The organism is Mesorhizobium sp. U510, assembly GCF_059180695.1.
Genome location: NZ_CP180532.1, coordinates 4,192,350 through 4,213,619, shown reverse-complemented (window position 1 = coordinate 4,213,619; position 21,270 = coordinate 4,192,350). Strand labels below are relative to the sequence as shown.

25 protein-coding genes are annotated in these 21,270 nt (G+C 61.9%); 15 read left to right on the top strand and 10 right to left on the bottom strand.

Annotation, left to right across the window (positions count from 1 at the left end; genetic code table 11):
• Window positions 1–157: 157 nt before the first annotated feature.
• Entirely contained in the window at window positions 158–1,663 is a 1,506-nt protein-coding gene (locus tag ACLGL5_RS22000; RefSeq protein WP_069092022.1) for an HAL/PAL/TAL family ammonia-lyase, read from the top strand.
• 255 nt (window positions 1,664–1,918) lie between these two features.
• Window positions 1,919–2,212 (top strand): hypothetical protein, encoded by a 294-nt coding sequence (locus tag ACLGL5_RS21995; protein WP_069092021.1) that lies wholly within the window; start codon window positions 1,919–1,921, stop codon window positions 2,210–2,212.
• A gap of 44 nt (window positions 2,213–2,256) precedes the next feature.
• Here ACLGL5_RS21995 and ACLGL5_RS21990 read toward each other — a convergent pair whose 3' ends face one another.
• The 4 genes from ACLGL5_RS21990 to ACLGL5_RS21975 all read right to left on the bottom strand — a co-directional run bounded on the left by ACLGL5_RS21990 (window position 2,257) and on the right by ACLGL5_RS21975 (window position 3,883).
• Window positions 2,257–2,568, bottom strand: a complete 312-nt coding sequence (locus ACLGL5_RS21990; protein WP_069092020.1) for a hypothetical protein — start codon at window positions 2,566–2,568, stop codon at window positions 2,257–2,259.
• 203 nt (window positions 2,569–2,771) lie between these two features.
• Window positions 2,772–2,987, bottom strand: a complete 216-nt coding sequence (locus ACLGL5_RS21985) for a hypothetical protein (protein WP_069092019.1) — start codon at window positions 2,985–2,987, stop codon at window positions 2,772–2,774.
• Complete coding sequence (locus tag ACLGL5_RS21980; RefSeq protein ID WP_069092018.1) at window positions 2,984–3,205, bottom strand: hypothetical protein; 222 nt, start codon at window positions 3,203–3,205, stop codon at window positions 2,984–2,986. The genes ACLGL5_RS21985 and ACLGL5_RS21980 overlap by 4 nt, the downstream gene beginning before the upstream one ends.
• Before the next feature lie 99 nt (window positions 3,206–3,304).
• Complete coding sequence (locus tag ACLGL5_RS21975; protein WP_019857853.1) at window positions 3,305–3,883, bottom strand: NUDIX domain-containing protein; 579 nt, start codon at window positions 3,881–3,883, stop codon at window positions 3,305–3,307.
• A gap of 157 nt (window positions 3,884–4,040) precedes the next feature.
• Between ACLGL5_RS21975 and ACLGL5_RS21970 the strand changes: the two genes are divergently transcribed.
• The 4 genes from ACLGL5_RS21970 to ACLGL5_RS21955 all read left to right on the top strand — a co-directional run bounded on the left by ACLGL5_RS21970 (window position 4,041) and on the right by ACLGL5_RS21955 (window position 6,246).
• Window positions 4,041–5,144, top strand: a complete 1,104-nt coding sequence (locus ACLGL5_RS21970) for an NADH:flavin oxidoreductase/NADH oxidase (RefSeq protein ID WP_069092017.1) — start codon at window positions 4,041–4,043, stop codon at window positions 5,142–5,144.
• A gap of 129 nt (window positions 5,145–5,273) precedes the next feature.
• Window positions 5,274–5,591 (top strand): SH3 domain-containing protein, encoded by a 318-nt coding sequence (locus tag ACLGL5_RS21965; RefSeq protein ID WP_064982808.1) that lies wholly within the window; start codon window positions 5,274–5,276, stop codon window positions 5,589–5,591.
• 107 nt (window positions 5,592–5,698) lie between these two features.
• On the top strand, window positions 5,699–5,977 hold the full coding sequence (locus ACLGL5_RS21960; RefSeq protein ID WP_019857850.1) for a DUF982 domain-containing protein: 279 nt from the start codon (window positions 5,699–5,701) through the stop codon (window positions 5,975–5,977).
• Between the two features lie 29 nt (window positions 5,978–6,006).
• A complete protein-coding gene (locus ACLGL5_RS21955; RefSeq protein WP_019857848.1) occupies window positions 6,007–6,246 on the top strand; it encodes a DUF2188 domain-containing protein in 240 nt (79 codons plus the stop codon).
• Window positions 6,247–6,348: 102 nt separating this feature from the next.
• Here the strand turns inward: ACLGL5_RS21955 and ACLGL5_RS21950 are convergent, their stop codons facing one another.
• Together ACLGL5_RS21950 and ACLGL5_RS21945 are read right to left on the bottom strand one after the other, a co-directional pair.
• The gene (locus ACLGL5_RS21950; RefSeq protein ID WP_038646526.1) at window positions 6,349–6,627 is read right to left on the bottom strand and encodes a hypothetical protein; all 279 of its coding nucleotides are present in this window, start codon (window positions 6,625–6,627) and stop codon (window positions 6,349–6,351) included.
• Window positions 6,628–6,681: 54 nt separating this feature from the next.
• Complete coding sequence (locus ACLGL5_RS21945; protein WP_069092016.1) at window positions 6,682–7,683, bottom strand: alpha/beta fold hydrolase; 1,002 nt, start codon at window positions 7,681–7,683, stop codon at window positions 6,682–6,684.
• A 152-nt stretch (window positions 7,684–7,835) separates the two neighbouring features.
• On the opposite strand from ACLGL5_RS21945, the gene ACLGL5_RS21940 reads away from it, so the two are divergent.
• The 8 genes from ACLGL5_RS21940 to ACLGL5_RS21905 all read left to right on the top strand — a co-directional run bounded on the left by ACLGL5_RS21940 (window position 7,836) and on the right by ACLGL5_RS21905 (window position 17,660).
• Window positions 7,836–8,579: a competence/damage-inducible protein A gene (locus ACLGL5_RS21940; RefSeq protein ID WP_038646522.1), complete on the top strand. Its 744-nt coding sequence runs from the start codon at window positions 7,836–7,838 to the stop codon at window positions 8,577–8,579.
• Window positions 8,580–8,661: 82 nt separating this feature from the next.
• The gene (locus ACLGL5_RS21935; RefSeq protein WP_019857845.1) at window positions 8,662–9,495 is read left to right on the top strand and encodes a universal stress protein; all 834 of its coding nucleotides are present in this window, start codon (window positions 8,662–8,664) and stop codon (window positions 9,493–9,495) included.
• 116 nt (window positions 9,496–9,611) lie between these two features.
• Window positions 9,612–10,112: a xanthine phosphoribosyltransferase gene (gene gpt / locus ACLGL5_RS21930; protein ID WP_010909158.1), complete on the top strand. Its 501-nt coding sequence runs from the start codon at window positions 9,612–9,614 to the stop codon at window positions 10,110–10,112.
• A gap of 210 nt (window positions 10,113–10,322) precedes the next feature.
• Window positions 10,323–10,811 (top strand): NUDIX hydrolase, encoded by a 489-nt coding sequence (locus tag ACLGL5_RS21925; protein WP_019857844.1) that lies wholly within the window; start codon window positions 10,323–10,325, stop codon window positions 10,809–10,811.
• Between the two features lie 106 nt (window positions 10,812–10,917).
• A complete protein-coding gene (locus ACLGL5_RS21920) occupies window positions 10,918–11,229 on the top strand; it encodes a PilZ domain-containing protein (RefSeq protein ID WP_019857842.1) in 312 nt (103 codons plus the stop codon).
• Between the two features lie 673 nt (window positions 11,230–11,902).
• Window positions 11,903–15,682, top strand: coding sequence for a vitamin B12-dependent ribonucleotide reductase (locus ACLGL5_RS21915; RefSeq protein ID WP_027046781.1), 3,780 nt, complete (start codon window positions 11,903–11,905; stop codon window positions 15,680–15,682).
• Between the two features lie 515 nt (window positions 15,683–16,197).
• A complete protein-coding gene (locus tag ACLGL5_RS21910; RefSeq protein ID WP_210184881.1) occupies window positions 16,198–16,608 on the top strand; it encodes a hypothetical protein in 411 nt (136 codons plus the stop codon).
• On the top strand, window positions 16,554–17,660 hold the full coding sequence (locus tag ACLGL5_RS21905; RefSeq protein WP_245307130.1) for an acyltransferase family protein: 1,107 nt from the start codon (window positions 16,554–16,556) through the stop codon (window positions 17,658–17,660). Before ACLGL5_RS21910 ends, ACLGL5_RS21905 begins: the two co-directional genes overlap by 55 nt.
• Before the next feature lie 96 nt (window positions 17,661–17,756).
• On the opposite strand, the gene ACLGL5_RS21900 is transcribed toward ACLGL5_RS21905, so the two are convergent.
• From ACLGL5_RS21900 to ACLGL5_RS21885, 4 genes are all read right to left on the bottom strand, one after another.
• A complete protein-coding gene (locus ACLGL5_RS21900) occupies window positions 17,757–18,278 on the bottom strand; it encodes a hypothetical protein (RefSeq protein ID WP_069092014.1) in 522 nt (173 codons plus the stop codon).
• Window positions 18,279–18,321: 43 nt separating this feature from the next.
• Entirely contained in the window at window positions 18,322–19,293 is a 972-nt protein-coding gene (locus ACLGL5_RS21895) for a DUF3592 domain-containing protein (RefSeq protein ID WP_069092013.1), read from the bottom strand.
• 119 nt (window positions 19,294–19,412) lie between these two features.
• The gene (locus tag ACLGL5_RS21890) at window positions 19,413–20,021 is read right to left on the bottom strand and encodes a class I SAM-dependent methyltransferase (RefSeq protein ID WP_083246963.1); all 609 of its coding nucleotides are present in this window, start codon (window positions 20,019–20,021) and stop codon (window positions 19,413–19,415) included.
• Between the two features lie 41 nt (window positions 20,022–20,062).
• Complete coding sequence (locus ACLGL5_RS21885; RefSeq protein ID WP_167470452.1) at window positions 20,063–20,230, bottom strand: hypothetical protein; 168 nt, start codon at window positions 20,228–20,230, stop codon at window positions 20,063–20,065.
• A 105-nt stretch (window positions 20,231–20,335) separates the two neighbouring features.
• Between ACLGL5_RS21885 and ACLGL5_RS21880 the strand changes: the two genes are divergently transcribed.
• On the top strand, window positions 20,336–21,247 hold the full coding sequence (locus ACLGL5_RS21880; RefSeq protein WP_069092011.1) for a LysR family transcriptional regulator: 912 nt from the start codon (window positions 20,336–20,338) through the stop codon (window positions 21,245–21,247).
• The last annotated feature ends 23 nt before the right edge of the window (window positions 21,248–21,270 follow it).

The following is a 21,270-nucleotide window of genomic DNA, read 5'->3' as shown; positions in this document are numbered from 1 at the left end:
TTATGGCCAACGACGTCGCTACAGTCGCATCAGCCGGCAATTCCATCGCCATTATGCCCGCGGTTGGGCGGTACGGTGCCGAAGCAGCGGTTCTCACGCCGCCTTTCGAGCGGGCCAGCAGCCGCCTGCGCATTCGCAAAGCTATTCGGAACGACCAATGACAATAACCATAGATAGAAACGCCAGCTGGCGCGACATCGCACGCGTGAGCGAAGGCGAATCCCTGGCGCTTAGCCAGGCAGCGTGGGAGAGGATCGCTTTTGCGAACCAGATCGTAGAGGCCATCGTCGAAAAAGGGATCCGCGCCTACGGCGTCAATACCGGGGTCGGCGCCTTGGCAAGCAAGATCGTGGCGCCTGCCCTGCAAAAGAAATTGTCGCGCAATATCATTCGCAGTCACGCCTGCGGCGTCGGCGACCTCGTGCCGAGACGCGGCGTGCGCGCCATCATTGCTGCTCAAGTGGCAAATTTCGCGCATGGCCATTCGGGCGTTGGCCCTACGATCGTTCGCAATCTGCTCACCTTTATCGAGCGCGACTGCGTTCCCGACGTGCCGTCCCGGGGATCGGCAGGGTATTTGACGCACAACGCGCATGTAGCACTGGTCCTGATCGGCGAAGGCAGTGCAACCGTGGCAGGCCGCTCTATGAGCGGGCTCGCGGCCCTGGCTGAAATGGGTCTGGAACCATTGGAGCTTGGCGCCAAGGAGGGCTTGAGCCTCGTCAACGGAACCGCATGCGCAACCGGCCTGATAAGCATCGCCGTGCTGCGCGCGGAGCGTTTGTTGGGATGGGCTGACGCGGCGGCTGCTTTAACTCTTGAAGCCGCAGGCGCGCAAATGCCGGCTTTTGGCGAGGCAATCCTGGAGATGAGGCCCTCACCCGGCATTCAGGACGTGGGCAAATCGCTGCGTGGCTGGCTTCATGGCAGCGAACTTATCGCGCTGGCTCATGGCAGTCGCACGCAGGACGCACTCAGTCTTCGCGCCGTGCCGCATGTTCATGGCGCCGCCCGGGAGGTGCTGGACCGGTCCGCCGAGCTTGTCGACCGCGAACTGGCAGCCGTCACCGACAATCCCGCGGTATTCGGGTCTCCGAACGATCCTCAGGTCGTTTCAGAGGCGCATGCGGTAGCGCCCGCTCTCGGGCAGGCCGCTGACGGCCTGACCATCGCCTTGGCTCAGGTGGCTGGAATGAGCGAGCGTCGCATCGATCGTCTCGTCAATCCGCTTGTCAACAATTTGCCGGCCTTCCTTGCCGATGAGGACGGAGCCAATTCCGGCTTCATGATCGCGCAATACACGGCCACATCGCTCAGCAACGTCAACCGGCGTCTGGCCGCCCCGGCGGCGACCGACGGCGGCGTCACATCCGGCCTGCAAGAGGATTTTCTGGCTCATCCAACCGTCGCAGCCAACAAGCTGCTGGCGGTTATCGACAACGCCGAATACATTCTGGCGATCGAGCTCATGGCGGCCGCGCAGGCCCATGATTTTCTGGCCGTGCGCGGTGCGCGTGCGCCTGGTACCGACACCATCTATCGAATGGTCCGGGACAATATCGCGCACTATTCCGACGATCGGCCTCTGTCCCGGGACATGGAAGCCTTGCGCAACTTCATCCGCGAAATGGACGTGCCGGCCTGTCCGCGGCACAGTTCGTAAGGCAAATGCTCGGCCAGCTTCGAGAGGCTAGGCCTTCATCGGGTTCAGCTTCAGATGCTGGATTTGGCATCGACGATGCAGTCGTCGGCTATGCCGGCCGGCTCGTCGAGCGGCATTGTCCAGGACCTCGATGTCCTCGCCCTCTTCCGGGGCAACCGTATCGAGAACGGCCATTCGCATTCGTTTTTTAGCAAAGGCGAAACAAAGGATGCATTTCCGCGTTGAGGGTCGTCAAAACGCGGGAGATCTTTGAAAATGGATCCGGCAACTGCGGCAGTGATGGTTTTGCTCCAGTGCAGCCCGGTTGAGGGTTCTGTCTGCAAACCCGTCGATATGGCGCCGACCATGTATGCGTCGCTCGACTTATGCATGACTTCGCTGAAGGACAGGCTGGCAAGCGCTCCGAACGGCGAGACCGTTGGCCGGTGTCGCCTCGTCGATGCGACCGTCACAGATGGCTTGCCGGTCGGCTATACAAGGGTTTTTGTGACTCGTGGGCGGGGCGACGACGCCATCACCAGCAGCTACGTCGTACAGCGCCAGCGTTAGCCGCCTCGTTCCCGCTGCCCCACGGTGGCGTTCTCCCCTGTTTGCTAGATGCGCGTAGCGCCACTCTCTCGGCCGCCAGAATGTGGCACCGGTGGTGGCTGATCGGCGCTTCGCTCATGGTCTGGCCCAGAACCTACCTCGATGATTCCGACCAGCGCGCGAACAAACTCAACCATATCGTTCGCCGTGATGGCTGCCCTGTCGGGATCTTGCCCAATGTGCTCGGCGGCCGCACAACATGACAGACGGATGTGATCGTAGTGGGAATCCCTTTCATCCTCCGGCAACATCGCCAGTTTCATGGCCCGGCGATAAATCAGCCGCAGCAACTGTTCGAGAGCGGCTCCGACACTCATGCGTTTTACTCCGCATTGGTCTAGCGTTCCGGCGCTCAGGGCGCATGTCGGAACGTCGATGGGCGGTATTTCCGCCCCTGTGCCCAAAGGTTGCGTTATAGCCATTAATATATCGTATATTGCTAATATACGATGCCCGAAGCGTTTTTGGTATCGACGATGTCGTAACGACCCAGCCTGACGCCGACGGCGTGAGGCGAAGCCTAGCCAGGACGGCGCGGACCGAGCGACCCTGTACGAGCTGGTTCATCGAAAGCGATTGCTTCGGCCAACTTGGTCAGCATTCGCTCGACTTTCTCGGCCGCGGCATCGGTGCGCTTGATACCCTGGATAATTCGCTGTGTCAGAAGCGCGAACCTGGCAGCGCGATACACCTCACCGCCTCTCGCGGTTTCGTGGTGAAATGCCGCGATCATCATTGGGAGCCACCAAAAATAATTGGCGGATCAATCTTTGTCAGGCGCTCCCTGGCCTCGACCAGCTGCCGCTGCGCGGTCCTGATCCGGCTGCAAAGCGCGATATTGATCCCGACGCCGCAGTCCTCGTCCAGCATTTCTTCCGCGCGTTCCAGAGCGAGTTCCGCTCGATTGACGCGCTGTCTGGCCTTGTCCAGTTCCATATTGAAAAGCTCAACCATTGTTCCGCTTCCGTTGCGGTCCCTTCGAGAGTTAAACCGCCGCTGACCCCTTTGGTTCCGTGATGCGAGGGATGGAGCCAACTCATGCCGGAATGTCGGTCAAGCCTTCATCGGGTTCAGCTTCAGATGCTGGATCAGGATAATCGTCTTGGCATCGACGATGCGGCCGTCGGCGATGCCGGCCAGCGCTTCGTCGAGCGGCATTTCCAAGACCTCGATGTCCTCGCCCTCCTCCGGCGCGCCGCCGCCGGCGGAGATGCGGTCGGCGGGCGAATAGCGTGCAACGAAGAACCACAGCCGCTCGGTCACGCTGCCCGGGCTCATATAAGGCGAAAACAACCGCTCTACGTCCTTCAGCCGGTAGCCGAGTTCTTCCTCCGCCTCCTTGCGGATGGCGGTCTCGGGGTCGTTTTCGTCGAGCAGCCCGGCACAGGCCTCGATCAGCGGTTCGCGGTGGCCGGTGACATAGGCGGGATAGCGGAACTGGCGCACCAGAAGCACCGTCGAACGCTGTGGGTCGTAGGGCAGGATCACCGCGCCGTCGCCGCGATCATAGGTCTGGCGAACCTGCGTCTCCCACTGCCCGTCGCGCCGGCGATAGTCGAGCACGGTCTTTTTCAGCACCGCCCAGTCGTCGGAAAGAACCTCTTCCGAACGGATACGAATACGATCTTCCATTGGATACCTCGGTATTTGGCGCCGGGCGCAGGCGTAGCCGCGAACCGACGCCTGCGCAATTGGGGCAGCGATTGGTCCAGCGTTTCACTCTCTCGTGTGTGGTATGCAAGATATCCGTCGCCTAAATAACGCCTTCCCTCTCCCCGGAGCCCTCTTCATGACCGCATCGCTTTTCCAGCCGATTACCCTCGACGGTGTCACCTTCCCCAACCGCATCGCCGTGGCGCCGATGTGCCAGTATTCCGCCGAGGATGGGTCAGCCAGCGACTGGCATCTTTACCACTGGATGAACCTGGCCATGTCCGGCGCCGGCATGGTCACGGTGGAGATGACCGATGTCGAGCGCCGCGGGCGCATCACCCATGGTTGCCTCGGGCTTTACTCCGACGACAACGAGGCCGCCGCGCGCCGCACTCTGGATGCGGCACGACGCGTCGCCGCGCCGGGCACGAAATTCGGCACGCAGCTTGCGCATGCCGGCCGCAAGGCCTCGAACCGCAAACCCTGGGAGGGCGGCGGGCCACTGCAGCCGAACGAAGACGCCTGGCAAACCGTCTCGGCCTCGGCCATAGCCTACGACACCGGCTGGAATGTGCCACGCGCGCTCGATGAGGAAGAGATCCTGCAGCTCATCGAGCGGTTCGCCCGAGCCGCCAGGCGGGCCGAACGCGCCGGCTTCGACTTCATCGAACTGCACGCAGCGCATGGCTACCTGATCTTCCAGTTCCTGTCGCCGCTGTCCAACCAGCGCACCGACCGCTGGGGCGGCTCGCTGGAAAACCGGATGCGTCTTGTCGTCGAAATCGCCAGGGCGGTGAAGAAGGCGGTGCCGAAGCTGATGCTCGGCGCGCGGCTGTCGGTGAAGGACTGGGTCGACGGCGGCTTCGACGTCGAGGATGCGATCGAGGTGGCGAAGGCCCTGAAGGACGAGGGTATCGCCTATCTCTGTTGCTCCAGCGGCGGCAATTCGCCGTTGCAGAAATTGCCCACCGGTCCCGGCTATCAGGTGCATCTGGCGGAAGCCGTGCGCAAGGGCGCCGGCATTCCGACCCGCGCGGTTGGCCTGATCGACAATCCCCAGCAGGCCGAGGCTGTTATCGCCGAAGGCCGTGCCGACATGGTGGCGCTGGCGCGCGCCTTCCTCGCCGATCCGCGCTGGGGCTGGCGCGCGGCCGCCACATTCAAGGAAAAGATCCATCCGGCGCCGCAGCTCGCCCGCTCGGTAACGACGATGGAGCACTGGATGAAGGCTGCGGGCTGAACCGGCCCGCCCTCCTGACACAGGCGCGATCCCGCCCAGCCCGTTTTGCCACAGCCCGCTTCAATTCTGGCGGCAAACTGTTACGCTGGGTGAGGCTGCGGCGGGCGCGGCCGGGCTTGGGAGGAGATCATGTCGTTCAGGGCATTCTTGCCGGCTGCGATGCTTGTGACTGTCGCCGGCCTTTGGCTCGGCGCATCGACGCCGAGCGTGGCGCAATATTGCGAGGGGACGGTGCACGGCCTGTCTGGCCGCTACAATCTGGCGACCGGCAGCGGCTTTCTCGCCGTGCGGACACGGCCCAACTCGTCATCGCGGATGATCGGCCAGCTGTTCAATGGAGACCACGTCGAGATTTTCGACCGGCGCGGCAACTGGTACAAGGTCGAAATCGGCGGGACCACCGGCTGGGCGAACGCACGCTGGCTGCGCAACGACTGCGGCTACTGAGTACGCCGAAACATCACCCAAAAAGCGCGCCGCGAAACGAGACGCGACTTTTGGGCGCAGGTTCCGGGCCACTTTTGCAACCAAATTGGCTGCTTTGCGTTGCGGCCATGATGGACAACAAACCTTTTGAAACGCCGGTCGTGGTCGAACTCGGCCATGTCGGTAAATATCGCCATATCCGCAGCACCCAGGAAGCGGCGGAGTGCCTCATGACGGTCTGGCCACTCAATCGCGGCCCGCGTCATCGTGATGCCCTCGACACTTGCCTCAAAGTGCTGGAAGGTTATCGTTCGACAGCGGAAGCGCGACGGGCACTGATCGAGGCCGCCAGGGAATCGGAAGTGCTGGTGCCCGACGACCGGCTATCCGACGACCGGCTGCATTGAGCAGGCGGACCTTTCAACCGGAGGTTTTTATGGCGAAGCTGACTTACAAGATCGTCGAGCATGACGGCGGCTGGGCCTACAAGGTCGGTTCGACCTTCTCGGAGACATTTCCGACCCATCAGGATGCGTTGCGCGCCGCCGAGATCGCCTCGGCCGAGCAGCAGGTGGCGGGCGCGACGGACGGCATCCAGTATGAGGATGCCGACGGCAAATGGCACGAGGAACTGGCCGACGGTCGGGATCGGCCGCAGACCGAGGTTTCCGACTAGTCTCTCCTCAGAAGACAATTTTCCGGCAGGAACAGGCAGGGCGCCGACCGCGGACGTCTGGAGAGACGACGTCCCACGGTCAGCGGCTGCCCAGCGGCTGAATTATTTGCCGCAATAGTGATCGTTGACGTTCAATCCAGCATTGGCATCAGGACCAGCTGTATTGGAGGCACAAGGTCCGGCAGGCCCCGAATTGCCAAGGCTGTCCAGCCCTGAGCGGTCGCCATTGATGCTCCCGGTCGTGTTCTGGTCGACACCGGAAGACTGTTCGTTGCCGAACCAGTTGTGATGGTTGGAATATGTGCCTTCCGATGGCTGGGCCATCGCCGATGTGGCGAGACCGATCGTCAGAACCGATGCTGCGATAAATTTCCTGTACATTGCATTACTCCGTGTCTTGGTCGCCTTGGGTGCGACACGGGGTAAACCCGGCAGTCAGCCGAATGGTTCATTGAAATTGTCGTGAGGCTGTGGTGATGGAAACGCGCGGGCGGCAATCCGCTCGATGAAGCCAATCACACGCTTGGGCTCGACGAATTGCGGCATATGGCCGACGCCGTCGACGGGTTCGAAGTCAAGCCCTGCGATCTTGCCTTGCATCGGCTCGCCATGGATACGGATGTCGATGACGCGGTCGGCGGTTCCGAAGAGGATGCCGGCAGGCATGACAAGCTCGCCATAGCGCTGTTCGATGCGGCCGAGATCCTGTTCGACGGCCACGACATCGGCTGATGTTGCCTGGAAATGGACTGGCCGCAGCCCGAGCCAGCCGCCGCCGTCGACCATGTAGTCCGCGGGAAAGACCTGCGGCGCGAAGATGAATTCCATTGTCGGCCGCGCATAGCGCAGGCTCAGCGGTATCGCCACGGTATAGGCCATGATCCAGCGCCGCAGGCGAGAGGGGATATAGAGCAGGTCAAATCCTTGCCGCCCCCTGGTTTCCAGATGCGTCAGCGGCGCCAGCAAGGCGATGCCCGAAATTGCCTCGGGATGTTCCACGGCCAGGGTCAATGTGACGGCGCCACCCAGCGAGTGGCCCACCACCAACGGCCTTTCCAGCTCCAATTTTTCGATGAAGCGGCGCACCAGGGCCGCCTGTTCAGGCAAGCGGCCGGTGGCACCGTTCGCGCGCGTCGAATAGCCTGATCCCGGACGATCGAGCGCGATCAGCCGATAGCCTGGGCCGAAATGTCCGAACAGCGTGTGCCGGAAGTGTTGGAGTTGCGCGCCAAGCCCATGCAGGAAAACGATCGGCCGCCCCTCGCCCACATCGACATAGTGGATGCGGTTGCCGTCGATCTCGATGAATTTTCCGACCGGCGGCACCAGCCTTTGCGCCTTCGCCGCGATCCATAGCGTCGCCAGCACCAGGCAGGCGATCCCCAGGACCGCCAGCAGGAACAGCAGGGCCAGCCACGACAGGATCGATATCGGCATTGTTCACCCGGACCAGAACCCGTTTGAGCTTACCTGCATCCGGTCATGCTGTAACCTCGCATCGTCCAGGCACGGATGTTCACCGCCGAGGTGGCATTGCCGATAGCCACGCGCCGCGCTATTTCAAGCGACCCGTCCTGCCGGAGCCCTCCATGACCGAAATCGTTACCGCCGCCATGCTCGTCATCGGCGATGAGATTCTCTCCGGCCGCACCAAGGACAAGAACATCGGCCACCTCGCCGACATCATGACGGCCGTCGGCATCGACCTCAAGGAAGTGCGCATCGTTCCCGACGAGGAAGACGAGATCGTCGCGGCGGTGAATGCCGTGCGTGCGCGCTACACCTATGTGTTCACCACCGGCGGCATCGGCCCGACCCATGACGACATCACCGCCGATTCGATTGCCAAGGCGTTCGGCGTGCCCTGCGAATACGATGCCAAGGCCTATGCGCTGCTGGAGGCAAGCTATGCGGCGCGCGGTATCGAATACACCGAGGCACGCAAGCGCATGGCGCGGATGCCGCGCGGCGCCGACCATATCGATAACCCGGTGTCGGTAGCGCCCGGCTTTCGCATCGGCAACGTCCACGTCATGGCCGGCGTGCCCTCGATCTTCCAGGCCATGCTCGACAACGTCGTGCCGACGCTGAAGACCGGCACGAAGATGCTGTCGGCGACGGTGCACTGTCCGTTCGGCGAAGGCCTTGTCGGCGGGCCGTTGGGTGAGATCCAGAAAGCGCACCCGGATACGATCATCGGCTCCTATCCAAAGTATGGCGACGGCAAGTTCTGGACCGAACTGGTCGTTCGCGCCCGCAGCCAGGAGGTCCTCGACGCCGCGCGTGCCGATGTCGAGGCAATGGTGGCGGGTTTCGCCGCCAAGGCGAGTTGAACCGGTTCTGGCCGGAACAAAGCGTGGCGCGCCGGCGTTGCTTTCACGCGAGTTCAAACACTCGCCAGATTGAGGGATCACCATGCGCTTCAAGACCATCGTTGCCATTCTGCAGAACGAGCAGGACGCCGAGCGCGTGCTCGACTGCGCCATTCCGCTCGCCAACCGCTACGAGAGCCATCTGATCGGCATCCACGCCGAGGCGCTTCCGGTGCCCTACACGTCGGCGACCGGCTTTCCCGATACCGAGTTCCTGCAGGTCTCGGCCGACATGAGCCGGGAGCGGGCCGACAAGCTGCAGGCCGTCTTCCTCAGGCGCATCGAGGATTCCGGCCTCTCCTTCGAGTGGCGCAGCCTGGAGAGCTTCTCAGGCGACAGCGCGTTGACCGGCATTTCAAGCGTGCGCGCCGCCGATCTTATCATTGCCGCCCAGCGCGAAACCGGCGGCGATCCGAGCGCCGATGTCGACACGCTGGTCTATGACGCCGGCCGGCCGGTGCTGGTGGTGCCGAGTGCCGGTCCGCTGGTCACCACGTTCAAACGTGTCCTGCTCGCTTGGAACGGCAGCAAGGAGGCCGCCCGCGCCGCCTTCGACGCCCTGCCCTTCATCATCGAGGCCGAGAAGACCGACATATTGGTCATCGATCCGCCCGATACGTTCGACGAAAGCCCAGAGGCCGCCGGCGCCGAAATCGCGTCGGCGCTGTCACGCCACGGCGCCAATGTCAGCGTCTCGGTGCAGAAATCGGGCGGCACCTCGGTCGACGACATGATCCAGAACAGGGTCGCCGAGACCGGCGCCGATCTGCTGGTGCTTGGCGCCTACAGCCACTCCTGGCTGCGCCAGCTGCTGTTCGGCGGAGTGACGCGCACGGTGCTGCGCACGGGACAGGTAGCGGCCTTCCTGTCGCGATAAGTCCACAGCCATCGCTGCCAGCCGCCCTTGCCAAGGCCGAGGCTTTCCAGTTAATTCCGCGCGCATTCCCCTGTTTTTGTGCACGCGGTCTTCGCGTGCTGCGGAGTGCGCGAAAAATGTCTCTTCCCGAAAAAGCCTTCCCGGTCTCCTGGGACCAGTTCCATCGTGACGCCCGCGCGCTTTCCTGGCGGCTTTCCGGCGCCAACAAGGGGCAATGGAAGGCGATCGTCTGCATCACGCGCGGCGGGCTGGTTCCGGCGGCGATCATCGCGCGCGAGCTCGGCATCCGCGTCATCGAGACAGTCTGCGTCGCCTCCTACCACGACTACACCAGCCAGGGGCAGTTGCAGGTGCTGAAGGAGATTACGCCGGCACTGCTCGCCGACGACGGCGCCGGCGTGTTGATCATCGACGACCTGACCGACACCGGCAAGACCGCCGGCATCGTGCGCGCAATGATGCCCAAGGCGCATTTCGCCACCGTCTACGCCAAGCCGAAGGGCCGGCCGCTGGTCGATACTTTCGTCACCGAGGTCAGCCAGGATACCTGGATCTATTTCCCCTGGGACATGGGCTTCACCTACCAGAAGCCGATCGCCGACGACCACGCCGGCTGATTCGCGACACGCGCTTTTTCCAACTAAGCCGCCACCGACGACAATATTTGCTTCCGTGGGCGGCCTCCCCGGGACAGGATATCCTGTGAAATCGACCTCTATTGGCGGGAATCGGCTAGGCTGATCAAAGTTTTTACTTTTATTGGTCAGAATTAGCCGTAAGATTCGTAAGGCGGCAAACGATTCTGGAGGCTGGGGCTAGCTTCTCCGATGTTGACAAGGCCAACGACGCACAACCATCTGGCCGAAAGGGTCCGGCGACTCTTCGGCACCGCGCCGTGCCGTCTGCAGGTTGCCGCGCTGCCCTGGCGCGATACCGGGAATGGCGTCGAGATCATGCTGATCACCAGCCGCGACACGGGCCGCTGGGTGTTGCCGAAGGGCTGGCCGGAAGCCAAGGAGCCGCTCTGCGAGGCGGCGGCGCGAGAGGCCGGCGAGGAAGCCGGATTGCGCGGAACCGTCTCGCATCTCGAAGCCGGCCGCTACTTCTATGCCAAGGTTCTGGCTTCGGGTGAAGAAGTGCCCTGCGAGGTGCTGGTGTTTCCGCTGCACGTCGACAAGATCGCCGACCGCTGGAAGGAAAAGCACTCCCGCACCCGCAAGTGGGTCAATTCCAGCGAAGCCGTGCGTATGATCAATGAGCCGGACCTTTGCCAGATCATCGCCTATTTCTGCGCCGACCCGCACAGATTCTCCTAGGTGACCTCGGCATTCTCCAGGGCAGATTCACAACCCTGTGATGTGTCGAGCATGAAAGGTTTGCTAATCCTTATTCGCTAAGAATCGCCCTATCTGGCGTTTGATTATGGCGAATCCTGTAGACCCACTTCAGCAACATACCGGCGAGCCCGAGCGCGAGCACCGTCCACGCGTGCTCAAGGGTGGAACCGTCATCACCGGGATTCAAAACTCGGAAATCGCCGTGATGCTGCGCAACCAGCATGCGGGCGGCGCCGAATTGAAAATACCGCTCGAGGCGCGGGTGCCCGATCGTTTCCTGCTTTATGTGCCGCTCGACGGCGTCGCCTATCGCTGCGAGGTCCGCTGGCGCCGCAACGACCGGGTCGGCGTACAATTCACTGGCACCGAGCCGAAGCCGAAGCTGCATTACGGCTGATATCTGGCATATCGGCCCGACAGGGCTTTCGAGGCCGACCAGATTTGCTCACGACGGACGCCTCCCGGCGGTCAAAGGCCGCAGATCCGCCCGTCGAAACGGCAATCGCGGCGGCGCAGTTCTATCCCCGTTATCCACATGTGTGACACACAAGATGTTGGGGTCACAAAAGCTACGCAAACGAATCCTTGACGGCGCAAAACGAGTCGCCTTTTATAGGCCATGTGCTCCTGTTGAGAGCGCGACCGGAAAGTTCTGAGCCCGGTCTTTTTCCCGGATTATGTGCGTTTTTGCCCGCATTTCCGCCCGTTTACGAGGCCGGCGGAAGCGTTGGGGTTGTGGGGTGGTGGGGCGACGAAAGGGAGAATTGTCGGACTGGAATAAATTGTCTGTTAATACTATATTTAGTGTTTGCAGGTAGGTTCGACACTAGATAGTGTGAATTTCCCTCGAGTGAGGGAATTGAAAAAATCAGATTTGAGGGACCCGCGGGGTTCGCCGGCGCGTTGTGACAGAGGCTTCACGAGAAGCCCAGGCTGCAAATGCTGGGGGAGATCGCGGAATGGAGAGCCGGCCGTTTTCGAACGCCGGCAGACGGCGGACATGCGCGTTTCGCATCAGGGGGAGAAATCCCTGGGGAAAAGCGCTATATATAGACAAAAGGACCGGACCAATGCGCATCGAGCGTCGCTTCACCAAGCAAGGGCAATCGGCTTATGCGGAGATCGAATTCCGCAAGGCGCTTTCCGAGATCAAGAATCCGGATGGCTCGGTGGTGTTCCGCCTCGACAACATCGATGTCCCGGCGCAGTTCTCCCAGGTCGCCGCCGATATCCTGGCGCAGAAATATTTCCGCAAGGCCGGCGTGCCCGCGCGGCTGAAGAAGGTCGAGGAGAACGACGTCCCCTCCTTCCTGTGGCGCTCCGTCGCCGACGAAGCTGAACTGGCCAAGCTGCCGGAAGCCGAGCGCTACGGTTCCGAGATCGACGCCCGCCAGGTCTTCGACCGTCTGGCCGGCACCTGGACCTATTGGGGCTGGAAGGGCGGCTACTTCAAGTCGGAGGAAGACGCGCGGGCTTTCCGCGACGAGCTCGCCTATATGCTGGCCACTCAGCGTGTCGCGCCGAATTCGCCGCAATGGTTCAACACTGGGTTGCACTGGGCATACGGCATTGACGGTCCGAGCCAGGGCCACTTCTATGTCGACCCCTTCACCGGCAAGCTGACCAAGTCGAAGTCCTCCTACGAACACCCGCAGCCGCATGCCTGCTTCATCCAGGGCGTGCAGGACGACCTCGTCAACGAGGGCGGCATCATGGATTTGTGGGTGCGCGAGGCGCGCCTGTTCAAATATGGCTCGGGCACCGGTTCGAACTTCTCGCTGCTGCGCGGCGAAGGCGAAAAGCTGTCGGGCGGCGGCCGCTCGTCCGGCCTGATGAGCTTCCTCAAGATCGGCGACCGCGCCGCGGGCGCCATCAAGTCGGGCGGCACGACGCGCCGCGCGGCGAAAATGGTCATCGTCGACGCCGACCACCCCGATATCGAGGAATTCATCGACTGGAAGGTCAATGAAGAGCAGAAGGTCGCCTCGCTGGTGACCGGCTCCAAGATCGTCAAGAAGCATCTCGAAGCCATCATGAAGGCCTGCGTCAATTGCGAAGGCAATGGCGAGGACTGCTTCGATCCGGCCATCAACACGGCGCTGAAGCGCGAGATCAAGGCAGCCAAGAAGTCGGCGGTGCCGGAGAATTACATCTACCGCGTCATCCAGTTCGCCAAGCAGGGCTACACCTCGATGTCGTTCAAGACCTACGACACCGACTGGGATTCGGATGCCTACCTGACGGTTTCGGGCCAGAACTCCAACAATTCGGTGTCGCTGAAGGACAATTTCCTGCGCGCCGTCGAGGACGATGCCGACTGGCACCTGACGGCCCGCAAGGACGGCAAGGTCTTGAAGACGCTGAAGGCCAGGGACCTGTGGGAAAAGATCGGCTACGCCGCCTGGGCGTCGGCGGATCCGGGTCTGCATTTCAACACGACGATGAACGACTGGCACACCTGCGCTTCGGCCGGTGCGATCCGGGCCTCCAACCCGTGCTCGGAATACATGTTCCTCGACGACACGGCCTGCAACCTCGCCTCGATCAACCTGCTGCCCTACCGCAACGCCGACGGCACGATCGATATCGCCGCCTACGAGCATACCGTGCGTCTGTGGACCATCGTGCTCGAAATCTCGGTGATGATGGCGCAGTTCCCGTCGAAGGAGATCGCCAAGCTCTCCTACGAATACCGCACGCTCGGCCTCGGCTACGCCAATATTGGCGGCCTGCTGATGACCTCGGGCATTCCCTATGATTCCGACGAGGGCCGCGCCATCTGCGCCGCGCTCACCGCGATCATGACTGGTGTCGCCTACTCCACCTCGGCGGAAATGGCCTCCGAACTCGGCGCCTTCCCCGATTATGACCGCAACGCCCAGAACATGCTGCGCGTCATGCGCAACCATCGCCGCGCCGCCTATGGCGACAAGGATGGCTATGAGAAGCTCGCCGTCAACCCGGTGCCGCTGGTCGCTTCCGACCTCAAGCAGCAGGCGCTTGCCGAGCATGCGAAAGCCGCCTGGGACCGCGCCATCGAGCTCGGCGAGGAGCACGGCTACCGCAATGCGCAGGCGACCGTGATCGCGCCGACCGGCACGATCGGCCTTGTCATGGATTGCGACACCACCGGCATCGAGCCCGATTTCGCGCTGGTGAAGTTCAAGAAGCTCGCCGGCGGCGGCTACTTCAAGATCATCAACCGCGCCGTGCCGGAAGCGCTGCGCACGCTCGGCTATTCCGAGAGCCAGATCGCCGAGATCGAGGCCTATGCGGTCGGCCACGGCAATCTCAACCAGGCGCCCGGCATCAACCCCGGCTCGCTCAAGGCCAAGGGTTTCAGCGACGACAAGATCGCCGCGCTCAATGCGGCGCTGAAGTCGGCCTTCGACATCAAGTTCGTCTTCAACCAGTGGACGCTCGGCGCCGACTGGGTGAAGGAGACTTTTGGGTTCACCGACGAGCAGCTCAACGACTTTTCGTTCGAGATGCTGCCGGCGATGGGCTTCTCCAGGAAGGACATCGAGGCCGCCAACATCCATGTCTGCGGTGCCATGACGCTGGAAGGCGCACCCTTCCTCAAAGCCGAACACCTCGCCGTGTTCGACTGCGCCAGCCCCTGCGGCAAGATCGGCAAGCGCTCGCTTTCGATCAACAGCCACATCCAGATGATGGCGGCCGCACAGCCCTTCATCTCGGGCGCCATCTCCAAGACCATCAACATGCCCAACGATGCGACGGTGGAAGACGCCAAGGGCGCCTACATGCTGTCGTGGAAGCTGGCGCTGAAGGCCAACGCGCTCTACCGCGACGGCTCGAAGCTGTCGCAGCCGCTGAACGCCTCGCTGCTCGCCGATGGCGAGGAGGATGAGGACGAAGCCGTCGAGCAGTTGATCCAGGCTCCGGCCGCAGCGCGCGCGGCGCAGATCACCGAGCGGATCGTCGAGCGCATCATCGAGCGCGTGTCGCGCGAGCAGGAAAAGCTGCCTGGCCGCCGCAAGGGTTACACGCAGAAGGCTAAGATCGGTGGCAACACCATCTTCCTGCGCACCGGCGAATATGATGATGGCCGCCTCGGCGAGATCTTCATCGACATGAACAAGGAAGGCGCCACGCTGCGTGGCCTGCTCAACAACTTCGCCATCGCGATTTCGCTCGGCCTGCAATACGGCGTGCCGCTCGACGAATATGTGCACGCCTTCACCTTCACCAAGTTCGAGCCGGCCGGCATGGTCATCGGCAACGATGCCATCAAGAGTGCGACGTCGATCCTCGACTATGTGTTCCGCGAACTGGCTATCTCCTATCTCGGCCGCAACGACCTCGCCCATGTCGACCAGTCGGATTTTTCCAACACCGCGCTCGGCCGCGGCATCAGCGAAGGCAAGACCGACGCCGTTTCCAAGGGTCTGACTCGCGGTTCGCCGGTGAAGCTGGTGTCGAGGGCAATCGGCAACGAGCCGAAGGGCTTTGCCGGCGGCTCGACAGGCACCCCTGCCCGCTCGGCGCCGACCGCCTTCTCCGGCTCCAACGTGCTGGCGCTGAAGCCGGCCAGCGACGAGGCGGTCGCCTACAAGCGCGACTATGAGGAGCGGGCCAAGGAACTGGCCGAGGACATCGCCTTCGAGGAAGCGGTTTCGGAGACTTCGGATGCCACGGCGGCGCTGTTCACCGACGCGGCAGCGAACGAAGCGGCCGAGGCGAAGAAACTCGCCGCCGACCGCCGCGCCAAGTCACTGCTGCAGGGCTACACCGGCAATTCCTGCTCCGAATGCCAGAATTTCACGATGGTGCGGAACGGGACCTGCGAGAAGTGCGACACGTGCGGCGCCACGAGCGGGTGCAGCTGAGAATTTGAAGCGCGCCCTGACTGACTGACGACGCGTCACTGTATCTCGCTCGACGTCAAGGTAAACTGCTCATTCGACACACGAAGTTTGCTCACCCTCGTTTTTGAGAGGTGAGCAAACGGAAAAAGGCAGGAGGCCTGGATCAATGTCGGGGCCTCCTGGTTCACGTCTAGGCTAAAGCCGGGGGTGAGCGCTCGGAACCAGCCGGAGGCGTCGCACTGGCAATGGGCAATCCCTTTGCCAGTGATTGTTCGACCGCTCTTGAGCTGGTGCGTGACGACTTTGGTACAGGGGCGCCCATCGCGCGGGTGTTCATGCCTGGGTACGTATTCGTGGCCTTATGCGGACCGCAATTGAATCTCTTGACCATGACAGGGAACAAGAGGGCGGCCGCTGGGACGATGATGGTGGGCGCGGCTATTGCGTCATCGGCTGCGTTATCGGGATACAGATCTACGGCCCATTGGGTGCCGCGATAGGGCTCGCGCTTTGCTCCGGTTGTATGGAACGTTGCAATGGCGGTCTACATCCGAAAGCGGCTGAAGACCTTGCCTGGGCTGGTCTATGCGTTGTTGACATTGTTGAACATGCGCGCGGTCAAGAGCCGGCACGGTATTGGTTCTTACCCTGCCCCTGATCGGCTTCAAGTGGTCACGGTGATATCGTCACGCGCATTTTATTCTGAGAGCGTTGTGAACCTTCAGTCCCGTTCTGGCGGGGCCGAACTCATGCAAACGCACGATGATTTAGCCCGAAGCGACAAGCACTATCGATACGCGCTCGATAGACCTCTCTCTGTGACGCTGAAGCCTTGGGACCAGGCTTTTGGTCAGGGTCAAAGGGTCCTGTATGGCGAAGAGGGGCAATGGAAATGGTTGGCAACACCAACTCATCGCGCCTGGCATCACTCGACCTTCTGCGATTGATCGCAGCCTTGGCGGTTGTGTGCTTTCACTACCTTTATCGGGGGCCGATTACCGGAGATATCGACGCTGGATATCCTGCGGCTGCCCCGTTTGCTATCTATGGCTATCTCGGTGTCAGCCTGTTTTTCCTGATCAGCGGTTTTGTCATCACGTGGTCGGCTGAGGGGCGAAAGTGGCAGGATTTCGCCGTCGCGCGCTTCGTGCGGCTCTATCCTGGATTTCTGCTCTGCATGACATTGACGTTTGTCGCTCTCTCAATCGCCAACAACCCTAGATTTCCGACGAGTTTTTCGACCTATGTCGCCAATCTTTCCATGTTCGCCCGCGCATTCGGCAGGCCGTCCATGGATGGTGTCTACTGGTCGATCATGCTCGAGATCGTATTCTATGGCTGGGTTGCGGCGCTTATTTTTGCGGGTGCCTTCCAGCGTTGGAAGTTGGCGATCGTTGCCATCTGGCTCGTGATTTCGGCAGGAAATGAGTTCTTCTTCGGGAACACGGCGATACGAATTTTGCTTATCACAAGCTACGCGCCTTTTTTTGCCGTCGGTATTTTGGCTCAACAGGTCGTCGCAAAAGGTCGTTCGCCGGCGGCGCTCATCCTTCTTGTCGCAGCCTTCCTGTTGTCGTGCCAGACGATCACATTCAATCAGGGCTGGATGCAGGAGCATTACGGAATGGCCATTCCCTATCCCGCTCTCTTGGTCGCCAATGGATTTGTCTTTGGGATTTTCGCAGGCGCACTCCTGATCCGCTCCCTTGTGGCCCCTTCGAAAACCGTTCTGATGCTCGGCGGATTGACTTACCCACTTTATCTTTTGCACCAGTACATAGGTTATCTCTCTCTCAACGCACTGGCCCCATTAATCGGCAAGAACGCTGCGTTCTTTGTCGTTTTGCTCGCGGTGCTCCTTGCTTCCTTCTTGATCTGGCGTTTTGTCGAAACGCCGCTACGCAAGCCGCTTATCCGCGGTTTGACGTCCGCCATCGATCACATCGCATCAGCTGGATCCGCGTACGCCAGAAAGAACCGCCCAGTGGCGCGGACCTAGCGTAACCTCCGGGGGCGGGCCAGGAGGTGGGTCGGCAGCGGCAGGAGCACTGGTCTAGGCGCCTGCACGCAACGCGACCTGATCGATCTCACGGCGCTAGTCGCCGCTGCATCCTGTCAGAGTGAAGGCATCCCAGGCCGAGCCATCCGGATTGGCGTTGGCGAAATCGGCCCATTCGGTGAAAGCCACACCGAAATCGGGCAACAGCAGCCCTTTCGGCGCCGGTGTCGCTTCGCGCGAATTCAACTGTTCGGCCCCGCCGCCGGTGAAGGCATAGACCTGACCGTCCCATATCCTGCACAGTCCGCTGCCATCCTGCAGGCCCGCTTCGCGATCGTCGTCGGTGCAGGCGTGGCGGATGGTGCCGAGCGGAAAGGAATTCTTGCCGTTGGTCCAGGTGATGTCGGCCGGCAGGTTTTTGTCGGTGTTGGGCACGCTCAGCGAGAACACCTGCGCCGTCAGCGCCGACGGCTCATTGTCCAGTGGCCGGAATTGCAGGACAGCGCCCGAGCGCGGCTCGCGGTAGGTGGCGTGGCTCAGCAGGCATTCCTTGGCATTCGCCATCTGGATCGGGCCGAGCAGGCCCAGGAAAACGAAAGCCAGTTTGCGAAGGATCACAGGATATCTCCGGGAAAGCGTTGTGGAAGCCAAAAGCCTGTCCTCACACCAGCCCGACCAGAAAGGCAGCGCCGCCGAGAAATCCTGCCGCACAGACCCACAGCAGCCAGAGCCCGCGCACCCGGCATTCGAGCACCGCCGAGCCAGGATTGGCGGGGTCATAATGCACGTCGACCTTGCTGCCCTCGACATAGTTTCGCGCCTGACCGCCGACGAGGCCGGGCAGCGAAGCCGTGACCGTGGCGCCGAAGGTGACGCGGTCGGCGCTGTAGCGCTGGCCGGCGACGCCATAGCTGTAGACGATGCGGGATTTGAAGACGGTGCGCCAGCGTCGATAGCTGCTATAGTTTCGCAGCGCCTGCAGACCTGAGGACTCAATGCGGCCGGGGGCGACCGGCCATTTTGCCGCCTGCTCGGCAAGCGATTTCTGGGCGAAGCCCATGCGTAGCGCGAACAGGCCCATGAACAGCAACAATGCCGCGGCACCGAGATTCTGCGGCTTGGCTAGATGTGGCCGGATCGCCTCGAGCACGCCGCCGATGGAAAACACCAGAACCGCCGTGCCGATCACCAACCCGGCCGAAAGCTGGAACATGAACTTGAAGGCGCCGTCCGGCATGGTGCGCTCGATCACGGCCTTGCTCGGATCGGCCGGATTGTAAAAGACGGTCACCTCCGCGCCGCGGGGAAACTGCGCAAGGGTTTCGCGGACCTCGAAGTTCCCCAAATTCTCCTTCACGCTGTAGCGCGAGCTTTGAAATTTCTTGCCGCCGACCTTGTATTCGAAGGTGATGGCCGGAAAATTCCGCATCTCCGTGGTATCGGTGCTGTCCGAACCAGAGCCCGAGCTTCTGACCTCACGCGCCTCGACGCGCGACGAGATGATCTTTCCCGGCGTTGGCAACCAGCGGCTGAGCGCCTGCACCTCTCGCCATTTCACGAAGGTGATGAGCGACAGCATGCCGGAGACCGCGCAGGCAAATCCGACAAGCAGAAATTTGAGTTCCAGCTCCACCCTGATCCCCCCGGAGTGCAGGAACAGGCACTAGACAGCACGTTGGCGACAATGTCTCGTTTATTCGCAAAGTCGAGATGAGGGGTCGGGCGTAACGCGCGCCTTCCTTCCCCCAAGCGTCATGCCGGCTTCACAGCCAGGAAGGTGTTCCATTCCTCGCTGTTGCGGCCCACGTTGAAATCGTCCCTGAGAAGCACCAGCCCGGCGGCTTCGAGACGGGCCGCGAAGTCGTCCCTGCGCCACAAGACCGTATGATAGTTGCCGGATGTCTCGCCATCGCCATTGCGCATCGATACGAGCAAGGCGCCGCCTGGCCGCAGCGACCGGGCTATCTTGGCAAGCACCTGGTCGGTCTGATCGCGCGGCACATGGATCAGGACGGCGAGCGCCAGGACGGCGTCATAGGGGCCGCCGAGATCGTCGGTGAGGAGATCGAGAAGCTCACCATGCTTGCCACGCGCGGCCTGCAGCTCGAGAAACCGTTTTGTCGCGTCGGTGCGCCGAACCTTGACGCCCAGGCCCTCCAGAAAGTCCGCATCGTAGCCCGCTCCGGACCCGACTTCCAGAACCCGGCCTGACGTGCCGGCGATCGCCACAAGGCGCTTCAGCGATGCCTGCTCTCTCTCGTTGGGAACATGCCGCACGATGGCATCGTAGCGATCCGCATAATCCTCATAGGCGCTGATCGTTTGACGGCTCTTCGCCAGAGCCTGCGACAACACATCCATCTTGCCCTCCCTTGCATCCATGTGAGTCAAAAAAAGCTCCTTCAGCGAAGGGTGCCGGGAGGCACGTGTCCGTCGAGGACGCCGATGTCGCGCAGGAAATGATCCGACAGCGAACGCTGGTCAAGCAGGCCGCGCCTGCGGGACCTGAACGGCACGGTGAAGAGCTCAAGCATCGGACGACGAAGCGTGCTGTAGAGGGTGGTGGTCATTGCCGTGGTCCTTTCGGGTTCGGGTTGATGACCAGATCATGCCTGGTCGCGGCCTTGGATTCCAATCGAACGTCGCGTACCATGCATCAGGAGGATTGATGCATCATGAGTTGGGAGCTACCACCACTAGGGGCTATCAGGGTGTTTGAAGCCGCCGCGCGGCTGGGCAGCTTCACCAAGGCGGCCGAAGAGCTCGGCATGACCCAGTCGGCGGCCAGCTATCAGATCAAGGTTCTGGAGGAGCGCGCCGGAACGCCGCTTTTCATAAGAAAAACAAGGCAGATCGCCTTGACCGCGGCCGGACAGCAGCTGGCGCCGCATGCATCGGGCGCGTTCTCGGCCCTGGCCGATGCTTGGGTCGCCACCAAGGGCGGAGCGACCGGCGTGCTGTCGGTGACGACCATGGGGACATTTGCATCGAACTGGCTGGCCGTCTGGCTTGGAACATTCCAACTGATGCATCCGGACCTCGCCGTGAAGGTTGATACATCGTCCCGGCTGGTCGATTTCGGGCGCGAGGCCATGGATATCGGGATCCGGACCGGCACCGGCAAATGGCCCGGCCTGACCGCCCACTATCTGTTCAAGGCGGACTACACGCCCATGCTCAGTCCAAAACTGGCCGAGAGCGTCGGCGGCATCCGCCACCCCGAGGATCTCTACAAGGTGGCGCTGTGCGGCCCCAACGATCCCTGGTGGAAAATCTGGTTCGAAGCAGCCGGCGTGCCCTTCGATCCTGCTCGGGTCATCCCCGGTCCGGCGCTTGGCGGGCAGGCCTATGACGCCATGGCTGCACTGACTGATAAGGGCGCTGCAATCCTCACGCAAAACCTCTACAGCGCGCTGTTGGCCAAGGGGCAGTTGATGAAGCCTTTTGACATCGTCGGGTCCGACGGCGACGGCTATTGGCTGGTTCACCTGGAAAGCCGCCGCAACGTCCCGAAGATCAAGGTGTTCAGGGATTGGGTGCTGGCCCAGACCGCGGACATTCGAGAACAGGAAGCGCGCCAGACATAGGCCTACGGGGTTCACTCGCAACA

Coding starts and splice junctions, on each gene's coding strand:
- gpt (WP_010909158.1), top strand. CDS start 9,612: ATGTCTCTTCCCGAAAAAGCCTTCCCGGTCTCCTGGGACCAGTTCCAT.
- ACLGL5_RS21980 (WP_069092018.1), bottom strand. CDS start 3,205: ATGGTTGAGCTTTTCAATATGGAACTGGACAAGGCCAGACAGCGCGTC.
- ACLGL5_RS21965 (WP_064982808.1), top strand. CDS start 5,274: ATGTCGTTCAGGGCATTCTTGCCGGCTGCGATGCTTGTGACTGTCGCC.
- ACLGL5_RS21890 (WP_083246963.1), bottom strand. CDS start 20,021: ATGGATGTGTTGTCGCAGGCTCTGGCGAAGAGCCGTCAAACGATCAGC.
- ACLGL5_RS21970 (WP_069092017.1), top strand. CDS start 4,041: ATGACCGCATCGCTTTTCCAGCCGATTACCCTCGACGGTGTCACCTTC.
- ACLGL5_RS21940 (WP_038646522.1), top strand. CDS start 7,836: ATGACCGAAATCGTTACCGCCGCCATGCTCGTCATCGGCGATGAGATT.
- ACLGL5_RS22000 (WP_069092022.1), top strand. CDS start 158: ATGACAATAACCATAGATAGAAACGCCAGCTGGCGCGACATCGCACGC.
- ACLGL5_RS21915 (WP_027046781.1), top strand. CDS start 11,903: ATGCGCATCGAGCGTCGCTTCACCAAGCAAGGGCAATCGGCTTATGCG.
- ACLGL5_RS21925 (WP_019857844.1), top strand. CDS start 10,323: ATGTTGACAAGGCCAACGACGCACAACCATCTGGCCGAAAGGGTCCGG.
- ACLGL5_RS21960 (WP_019857850.1), top strand. CDS start 5,699: ATGATGGACAACAAACCTTTTGAAACGCCGGTCGTGGTCGAACTCGGC.
- ACLGL5_RS21945 (WP_069092016.1), bottom strand. CDS start 7,683: ATGCCGATATCGATCCTGTCGTGGCTGGCCCTGCTGTTCCTGCTGGCG.
- ACLGL5_RS21920 (WP_019857842.1), top strand. CDS start 10,918: ATGGCGAATCCTGTAGACCCACTTCAGCAACATACCGGCGAGCCCGAG.
- ACLGL5_RS21880 (WP_069092011.1), top strand. CDS start 20,336: ATGAGTTGGGAGCTACCACCACTAGGGGCTATCAGGGTGTTTGAAGCC.
- ACLGL5_RS21910 (WP_210184881.1), top strand. CDS start 16,198: ATGGCGGTCTACATCCGAAAGCGGCTGAAGACCTTGCCTGGGCTGGTC.
- ACLGL5_RS21990 (WP_069092020.1), bottom strand. CDS start 2,568: ATGAGTGTCGGAGCCGCTCTCGAACAGTTGCTGCGGCTGATTTATCGC.
- ACLGL5_RS21995 (WP_069092021.1), top strand. CDS start 1,919: ATGGATCCGGCAACTGCGGCAGTGATGGTTTTGCTCCAGTGCAGCCCG.
- ACLGL5_RS21955 (WP_019857848.1), top strand. CDS start 6,007: ATGGCGAAGCTGACTTACAAGATCGTCGAGCATGACGGCGGCTGGGCC.
- ACLGL5_RS21885 (WP_167470452.1), bottom strand. CDS start 20,230: ATGACCACCACCCTCTACAGCACGCTTCGTCGTCCGATGCTTGAGCTC.
- ACLGL5_RS21975 (WP_019857853.1), bottom strand. CDS start 3,883: ATGGAAGATCGTATTCGTATCCGTTCGGAAGAGGTTCTTTCCGACGAC.
- ACLGL5_RS21935 (WP_019857845.1), top strand. CDS start 8,662: ATGCGCTTCAAGACCATCGTTGCCATTCTGCAGAACGAGCAGGACGCC.
- ACLGL5_RS21905 (WP_245307130.1), top strand. CDS start 16,554: ATGGTTGGCAACACCAACTCATCGCGCCTGGCATCACTCGACCTTCTG.
- ACLGL5_RS21985 (WP_069092019.1), bottom strand. CDS start 2,987: ATGATGATCGCGGCATTTCACCACGAAACCGCGAGAGGCGGTGAGGTG.
- ACLGL5_RS21950 (WP_038646526.1), bottom strand. CDS start 6,627: ATGTACAGGAAATTTATCGCAGCATCGGTTCTGACGATCGGTCTCGCC.